Here is an 8,280-nt window from a genome sequence, read left to right as displayed (position 1 = left end):
GTCCTGAGCGCCACCCCCGACGACCGCCGCGGCTTCATCGAGGAGGCCGCCGGCGTCCTCAAGCACCGCAAGCGCAAGGAGCGCGCTCTGCGCAAGCTCGAGTCCATGGCCGCCGACCTCGCTCGGGTCTCCGATCTCGCCCAGGAGCTGCGCCGCCAGCTCGGTCCCCTGGCCCGGCAGGCCGCCATCGCCCGGCGTGCCCGGACCATCCAGGTCGAGGTCCGCGACGCCACCGCCCGGCTCCTGGCGGACGACGTCGTCCAGGCCCAGTCCCTCCTGGAGGCCGGCGACGAGGACAAGGAGGCGCTGGCCAGGCGCCGCGGCGCCGTCGAGGAGGCCGAGCGCGTCGCCAGGGCGCGCCTGAGCGAGCTGGCCGCCATCGAGACCACCTCCGCCCAGCGCCTGGCTCGGGCCGGGGGTGTCTGGGAGGAGCTCACCGGGGTGGCCCAGTCCCTCGGTGCGCTCGCGGACGTGGCCGGTGAGCGGATCCGGCTCCTGGCCTCCGCCCCGGCGCCGAGCCACGGGACCGACCCCGAGGAGCTCGAGCGGCGGGCCGAGACCGCAGGCAGGGAGGAGGCCGAGCTCGCCGACGCCGTCGAGACCGCCCGTACGGCCCTGAGTGACGCCACCCGGGCGCGCACCGACGCCGAGACCGCTGAGAAGGCCGCCGACCAGGAGCTCTCGGCCGCGCAGCGGCGCGTCTCGGAACGACGTGAGACCATCGCCCGCGCCGGTGGGCGCGTCGCCTCGGCCCGTAGCCGTCATGAGGCCAGCCTGGCCGCTCTTGAGCAAGCCCGCAGCGCCCTTGAGGCCGCGCAGGACCGTGAGGAGCGCGCCCGCGCCGCCCTGGCCGAGGCCGGGGGAGGGGATGAATCGGGGCAGAGCCCGACCGGCGACGTGCAGGACGGCTCCGGGACAGCTGGCGGTACGGGGGCTGGAACAGCTTCGGGGACGTCTGCTGAGGCGCGCGTGGCGGCAGACGCCGCGGCTCGGGCCGCAGCCGTTCACGAGGACGCGACCCGCCGTCTGGCCGAGGCCCGCGAGGCCGTCTCCGCCGCCACCGATGCCCGCCGGGAGGCCGCCTCCGACCGGGCCACCTGGACGGCCAGGCGCGATACCCTGGCCATGTCCCTGCGCAGCCAGGACGGCACGGCGGCACTGCTGCAGACCGGTGTCGAGGGTCTTCTCGGACCGCTGGCGGAGCACCTGAGCGTCGAGCGTGGTTGGGAGAACGCCGTCGCCGCCCTCCTGGGGGTGCTCGCCGAGGCCGGTCTGGCCGCTGACGCTGAGGCCGCTCTGGCGGGACTGGAGCGTGCCCGCAGCCAGGATATCGGCGCAGTCAGGATGGTCCTTGCCGATGATCCCTCACTGAGCCCGGCACCGGAGGACGCCAAGGAGGCACCGCCTGTCCCCGTTGACGGCGCTCTGGCGGCCCGAGGGCTCGTGAACCCCGCGCAGTCGGAGGTTGGGAGCCTCGGGCGGGTCCTGGACGGGCTGCTCGAGGGCTGTTGGGTCGTAGAGGATCTCGGGACCGCCCGAGCCTTGCGTGCGGCGATGCTCGACACCGTCGTGGCCACACGCAGTGGTGACGTCCTGGCTCCCGGATGGGTCGCCGGTGCGGGGCGAGGGGCCTCCTCGGTTCTCGAGCTCACCGCCGCTCACGAGGAGGCCGACGCCGAGGCCGCCGCTGCGGCGCAGGCGGAGACCGATGCCGATGCCGCCCTGGAGGAGGCTCGTCGCGGGGAGGAGGCCGCCCGTCAGGCGCTCAGTGATGCACTGACCGCCCTGCGTCAGGCCGATGCCGACGCCGCTCGGGCCGCCGAGGCGATGGCTCGTCTGACCTCTGCGGCCCATGCCGCGGCCGAGGAGACGGGGCGGGCCCGCCGGGTCCTGGAGAGGGCCGAGGCCGAGTCCGTCCAGCGCACCGCTGAGCTCGCGGCGGCCACGGCCGCGCTGGCCGAGGTCGAGGATGAGCCCGACGCCGTCGATGGCACGGACGTATCGGACCAGCCGGGGAGCGCCGGTCCCGACCGCCTTGAGCGTGCGTTGGAGAGCGCCCGCCAGGAGCGGGAGGTCGCCGCAGACGCCGCCCGTCAGGCCCGCGCCGTCGAGACTGACGTCAGGCTCGCCCTGCGCACGGCCGAGGAGCGCGAGCGCTCCAGCCGCGGCCGTGCCGACTCGCTGCGAGCGGCGGCACGCCGGGAGCGCGATCAGCGCGCCGCCGCCGAGAGGGCCCAGCAGCGCCGCAGCGCCCAGCTGGCCGTTGCCACCCACGTGCGCGACCAGGCCCGTGCCGCGGCCGAGGCGGCCAGAGCCTGTGTCCAGCAGGCCGCTGACGAGCGGGCCACCATTGAGACCGAGCGGGCTCAGGCCCTGGCCGCCACCAACGAGGTCCGCGAGGAGATCGACCGGCTCACCAAGGAGCTCGGCAACCTCACTGACGCCGCCCACCGCGAGGAAGTGGCCCGGGCTGAGCAGCGCATGCGTCTGGAGGCTCTGGCCGAGCGCGCCATGAGCGAGCTCGGCCTCGAGCTGGATCCTCTCGTGGAGGAGTACGGCCCCCATATGCTCGTCCCCGAGGTCATCGAGGAGCCGGATATCGCGCCCGGCTCCGATGCGGAGCTCACCGGGGACCGGGACGGTACTCGTACCTCGGCCGGGTCCGGTCGCCCGGGCCGTCCTTATGTGCGCTCTGAGCAGGAGAAGCGCCTGGCCAAGGCCTCGCGCGACCTTGCCCGGCTCGGCAAGGTCAACCCGCTCGCCCTGGAGGAGCACGCCGCCCTGGAGCAGCGGCACCAGTTCCTGGCTGAGCAGCTGGCCGACCTCAAGCGCTCACGCGACGACCTGCTCAGCATCGTCGAGGAGATCGACGCCCGGGTCCAGGAGGTCTTCACCCAGGCCTACGAGGACACCGCCCACCAGTTCGCCTCCGTCTTCGACCGGCTCTTCCCCGGTGGGGAGGGACGTCTGGTGCTCACCGACCCCGACGACATGCTCACCACTGGCATCGAGATCGAGGCGCGTCCAGCGGGCAAGAAGGTCAAGCGGCTCTCGCTGCTCTCGGGTGGGGAGCGCTCGCTCGCAGCAGTCGCACTACTGGTGGCGATCTTCAAGGCGCGTCCCTCGCCCTTCTACGTCATGGACGAGGTGGAGGCGGCCCTGGATGACACCAACCTGGGCCGGCTGCTGGAGATTTTTACCGAGCTGCGTCAGTCCAGTCAGCTCATCATCATCACCCACCAGAAACGGACCATGGAGGTGGCCGACGCGCTCTACGGCATCACGATGCGTGACGGAATCACCAAGGCGGTCTCACAGCGGCTGGCCCAGCCCGACCGCGGTACGGCTGTGACTCCTGATGTCTGAGTGAACCCTGAGGGTAATGTGATAGTACCCTCACGGTGTGACGCTCGTTTTCAGAGTCGAGCCATTATTGTGTCAGGAAGTTGCCAGGTTTTGTTGTCAATTGGACGACAATTGCGTGCGAAGTCTGGTCAGATCGCATTTCGCAGGGCAGAATCCTGGCCATGGGTGCCATGATTCTTCCCCTCGCTGTCGTGCTGGTTGCCGGCCTTCTTGTGCTCGGCATGGTCTGTGCCGAGCGCTTCCCGGTGCGCTCCTGGCCCTCTCGCATTCGCGGTCTGGTCCGCAACTCGCAGGAGGTGCGTCAGGAGGGGCAGGACGTCGAGGTCGAGGTCGTGCCCCAAGAGGTCCGCCTCACCGACCTCATGACGCGCGAGGGGCCCTCCGCCTATGTGGGGACCGAATCCTTCGGCGGTCTGGTGGGAGTCTTCGAGAAGGCGATGGACACTGCGGAGAGGACGCGGGGGTCTGCCGGTTCTCGGCGTCGTGGTCAGGTGCATGAGCCGGCTGCCAGTGGGGTCTCGCAGCCCCAGGGGTGATGGGGCGGTCCAGTTCGTGAAAAACTATGTCCACGATCATTTTCACGAACTGAGGGGCTTGAAAAGCCGATCTCTGGATAAAATCCCGGCCCTGAGAGGTTGCCGTTCCATCCGCGCTCCTATCAACTCCTGTTGGCTCTAGATGTCAGCAGGTCACCATTCTGCGCACTGACTCCGGGTTTATTGGCTTTCCTCGTCCTGCGGCCAGCCGGCAGGTGGTGTCGTAGGAATTCTTTTGTCACGACTCATGGGCGCATCGGTGATTCCCGTGGAGCCCTGCCGGTCAGAGACGGTCGGAGGCGAACGACCCTGCCACAGCGGGGCGACCATCGGGCATGATTGGCCTATGGAACCGATCCTCATCGTTCTCGGCATCATCCTGGTTATCGTCGTCGGCGGCGGGCTGTGGCTCTACGCGGGCAGGCGTCGGGGGCAGGTCCCCGACGATGTCAGCGCTCACAAGCCGATGTCCGTCGAGGACCTCCTGCCGTCCGAGGAGGGGGAGGAGCCCTCGGGCGAGACGGCCTCCGACGCGGAACCGGGCGCCGAGCCGGTTGCGACGCTGGAGTCGCCGGAGTCCATCCCGGGCCGTATGCAACGCCTGCGCGCTCGCCTGGCCGGCGCCGGTGGTTTCGGCAAGGCGGTCCTGTCCGTCCTGTCCCGTGGCGACCTGACCGAGGAGGACTGGGAGGAGATCGAGGACACCTTGCTCACCTCCGACCTCGGCATCGAGGTGACCACATCCCTCATGGATGAGCTGCGCACCCAGGCCAAGGTCCTGGGCACCTCCGACCCCGAGGCTGTTCGCACGGTCCTACGCGCCGAGCTGCTCAAGCTCGTCGACCCATCCCTGGACCGCTCCCTCAACCTGGACCGCCCCACCCCGGCCGACGGCGCCCAGGGGACGCCCGCGGCCGCCATCCTCATGGTGGGCGTCAACGGCACCGGCAAGACCACGACCTGCGGCAAGCTCGCCCGCGTCCTAGTGGCCCAGGACAAGACCGTCGTCCTGGGCGCGGCCGACACCTTCCGCGCTGCGGCCGCCGAGCAGCTGAGCACCTGGGGCGAGCGCGTGGGCGTTGACGTCGTGCGCTCCGAGAAGGAGGGCGCCGACCCCGCCTCCGTCGCCTACGACGCCGCCCGCCGGGCCGCCGACCAGGAGGCGGACGTCGTCGTCGTCGATACCGCCGGACGCCTGCAGAACAAGGCCGGCCTCATGGATGAGCTGGGCAAGATCAAGCGCGTCATGGAGAAGATCGCGCCGGTCGGCGAGATCCTCCTGGTCCTGGACGCCACCACCGGCCAGAACGGAATGCGTCAGGCCCAGGTCTTCTCCGAGGCCGTCGGTATCACCGGTATCGTGCTCACCAAGCTCGACGGCACCGCCAAGGGCGGCATCGTCGTCACTGTTCAGAGGGAGCTGGGCGTTCCCGTCAAGCTCGTGGGCCTGGGGGAGGGCGCCGATGACCTGGCTCCCTTCGACCCGGAAGGCTTCGTCGACGCGCTGCTGGGTTGAGCCGTCGCTCACGGGCCTGCCCGTCTCTGTGCACCGCCTCCGGCCACTCGCCTCGTTTCAGAGCCTGGGTAGCCGGAGGCGTCTCGACCACGTCGGGTGAGGGCCCTTACTGAATGATCCAGCCCTTCTGAGCAGCGATGTGCACTGCTGCGGCCCGAGTGGGCGCATCGGTCTTGGCCATGGCCTGGGAGAGGTGGTTGCGGGTGGTGCCCTCCGAGAGATGAACGCGCCGGGCGACCTCGGCGACGGTGGCACCGTCGGCGGCGGCCTGGAGCACCTCGGTCTCGCGGGCGGTCAGAGGGGAGTCCCCGAAGACGAGCGAGTCGGCGGCCAGCGCCGGGTCGACGACTCGCAGCCCCGCATGGACCCGGCGCACCGACTCGGCCAGATCCGTGGCCGGAGCATCCTTGACGACGAAGCCGTGGGCTCCGGACTGGACGGCGCGCCGCAGGAATCCGGGACGCCCGAAGGTGGTGACGATGAGGACCCTCGTGGTCGGCAGCCGCTCCAGGAGTTTCGAGGTCGCGCTCAGCCCGTCAGTGCCGGGCATGTCGACGTCCATAAGAACGACGTCGGGCCGGTGCTCGAGCGCGACGGGCAGGACATCGTTCCCGTTTCCGACCTGGGCGACGACCTCGATGTCGGTTTCCAAGGTGAGCAGCGCGGCCAGCGCCCCGCGCACCATGGCCTGGTCATCGGCCAGCATCACTCGGATCATCGATCATCTCCGTCGCTCGTGGTCCATCTAGGACTGGTGCATCAGCGGCAGCGCATGGGGTACGCAACCGGTTCAGCGCGTCGTATCCTGCGTCAGCCGAGAGGATAAACGACGGGCGCTCACCCTCAGAACAGTGCCCTTGCCGCTGGAAGGCGTCCCAGCGGTGAGGTCAGCGCCGTTGTCCTGGCAGCGTTGACGCAGCCCCTCCAACCCGTGACCGTCACTGGCGCCAGACGAGTCGAGTCCGATACCGTCGTCGACCACCTCGATGGAGTCGGCGCTCAGGCTCACCCGGCAGTGCGAGGCGTGGGCATGGCGCACGATGTTGGTGACGCCCTCGCGCACCACCCAGGCGAAGAGCTCGCGCAGCTCGGGGTCGACGACCTCGACGGTCAGCGGTAGATCGGCGCGGATACCGGCCGAGGTCAGGACGTTCGTGGCGCGAGCCAGCTCGCCGGCCAGGCTCAGCTCGCGGTAGCTGTTGACGGTGGCGCGCACGTCGGCCAAGGCGGAACGTGCCAGGGACTGAACCTCGGTCAGCTCCACCCTGACCTGATCGGGGGCGGTGTCGACGAGTCTGGAGGCGAGCTCGGTCTTCAGAGCGATGACAGTCAGCGAGTGCCCCAGGATGTCATGCATGTCCCGGGCCATGCGGTTGCGCTCCTCATTGATCTCCAGCTCATGAGTGCGTTGCTCCAGAATGCGGGCCACCCGCCGCTGCTCCATGATGTAGCGCCCAAAGACGCAGGCGCCTCCCGCACCGATGAGAGCGATCCACGCGTCTTCACTCGCGGACCAGGAGGGACTCATCCTGGGAACGAGGAACAGTGTGCCAGCGAGGATCGCGATGGGCCCGATGGACGCCTGCCAGGGCAGGGAGAAGGCCAGGACGATGGCCAGGAACACCACCAGCTGCAGGCTCTGAGGCCCCACGCCGAAGGCGGCCCCGATCGCTGTGAGCGCGCCGACGACGATCTGCAACAGACTCAGGCGGCCGGGCCAGGTCAGGCCCTGGCGCACCCGTCTCACGCTGAGCGAGCAGGCGGCGTACAGGCATGCGCAGGAGACAACGGCGCTGACAGCGCCCCACACCCCACCGCTGGATCCTTGGGCCAGCCCCGCCCTGACGACCGGAACCATGAAGGCGGCCCACACGATCCCCCAGCCGGCCGCCACAACGCGGGTGCGGTGAGCCCGCGCCTCGTCGGGGGACAGGGCGCGGGCGGTCATGGACGAGATCGTACTCATTCTTGGAGCTCTAGACCCGAGCAGTATCGCGGCCCATCCTCCAGGCGGCGCCGCCCAGGAAGACGGCGAGCCAGGTCAGGACGTTGACCACCCACCCCCAGGAGAAGTTCTCGCCGCCCATGGGCCACAGCGCCAGGTTGTGCAGCCCGTACATGGGGGTGAGGCTGCCGATGCGATCCATGGTGGAGCCCGGCGTCAATGGGATGAACATGCCGCCGAGGAAGGCGAGCAGGGCCATGAGCGGGCCGACCACCTGCATGGCGTTGTCCGAGGGAAGGAGGTAGCCGACGAACAGTCCGAAGGCGGTGAAGACCAGGGACCCCAGCCAGATGATGAGCGCCGAGGCGATCCAGACGCTCGCAGGCATGTGAGCATGACGGTAGGGGCCGCAGGCGTACACCGCGCCGACCGCGACCGCACTGATGAGCATCCCGACGATCACCTTGGCGGCGATGTAGGCGATGGGCTTCAGCGGTGTCAGACGCAACTGACGGCTCCAGCCCGAGGCCCGCTCAGTGCTCACGGCCGCTCCGGCCCCGGTGGTGGTCATGAGTGCGCCGTACAGGGCCATGCCGATCATCATGTTCGCCACGACGTTGCCGTTGCCGTAGGGCGTGGAGGAGTAGTCAGTGGTGGTGAACATGAGGAAGAAGGCCACCGGTAGAAGAACCGAGAAGAAGACGGACCGACGGTTGCGCAGGCGTCGGCGGATCTCGAGGAGCAGGAGAGTCAGGCTCAACCCGCCCAGAGGCGGTGTGGTGCGGGAGGAGAGATCGAAACGACGGATAGGCGAGGTCTTGGCCGAGGGCAGGGATGACGATGAAGAAGACATGGAAGTGGCGGATCCGGTAGAGGTAGTGGATGGGAGAGTGACGGTGCTGCTGGTGCGGACGGTA

General features: G+C 69.5%; 6 protein-coding genes. 3 read left to right on the top strand and 3 right to left on the bottom strand.

Features of this window, described 5'->3' with window-relative positions:
- From HMPREF9056_RS11585 to ftsY, 3 genes are all read left to right on the top strand, one after another.
- Positions 1 to 3,366, top strand: a 3,366-nt coding sequence (locus HMPREF9056_RS11585; RefSeq protein WP_009405300.1) for an AAA family ATPase, incomplete at its 5' end; no start/stop codon positions are given.
- 161 nt (positions 3,367 to 3,527) lie between these two features.
- The gene (locus tag HMPREF9056_RS11580) at positions 3,528 to 3,902 is read left to right on the top strand and encodes a hypothetical protein (RefSeq protein WP_009405299.1); all 375 of its coding nucleotides are present in this window, start codon (positions 3,528 to 3,530) and stop codon (positions 3,900 to 3,902) included.
- 346 nt (positions 3,903 to 4,248) lie between these two features.
- A complete protein-coding gene (gene ftsY, locus HMPREF9056_RS11575; RefSeq protein WP_009405293.1) occupies positions 4,249 to 5,418 on the top strand; it encodes a signal recognition particle-docking protein FtsY in 1,170 nt (389 codons plus the stop codon).
- Between the two features lie 106 nt (positions 5,419 to 5,524).
- On the opposite strand, the gene HMPREF9056_RS11570 is transcribed toward ftsY, so the two are convergent.
- The 3 genes from HMPREF9056_RS11570 to HMPREF9056_RS11560 all read right to left on the bottom strand — a co-directional run bounded on the left by HMPREF9056_RS11570 (position 5,525) and on the right by HMPREF9056_RS11560 (position 8,123).
- Positions 5,525 to 6,136, bottom strand: a complete 612-nt coding sequence (locus HMPREF9056_RS11570) for a response regulator transcription factor (protein ID WP_009405291.1) — start codon at positions 6,134 to 6,136, stop codon at positions 5,525 to 5,527.
- 72 nt (positions 6,137 to 6,208) lie between these two features.
- Positions 6,209 to 7,384, bottom strand: a complete 1,176-nt coding sequence (locus tag HMPREF9056_RS11565; RefSeq protein WP_009405289.1) for a sensor histidine kinase — start codon at positions 7,382 to 7,384, stop codon at positions 6,209 to 6,211.
- A gap of 10 nt (positions 7,385 to 7,394) precedes the next feature.
- Complete coding sequence (locus tag HMPREF9056_RS11560; RefSeq protein WP_009405287.1) at positions 7,395 to 8,123, bottom strand: ABC transporter permease; 729 nt, start codon at positions 8,121 to 8,123, stop codon at positions 7,395 to 7,397.
- Positions 8,124 to 8,280: the final 157 nt, after the last annotated feature.

It is taken from the genome of Actinomyces sp. oral taxon 170 str. F0386 (genome assembly GCF_000195595.1).
GTDB lineage: Bacteria > Actinomycetota > Actinomycetes > Actinomycetales > Actinomycetaceae > Actinomyces.
This window is presented reverse-complemented; position numbering and strand designations above follow the sequence as displayed.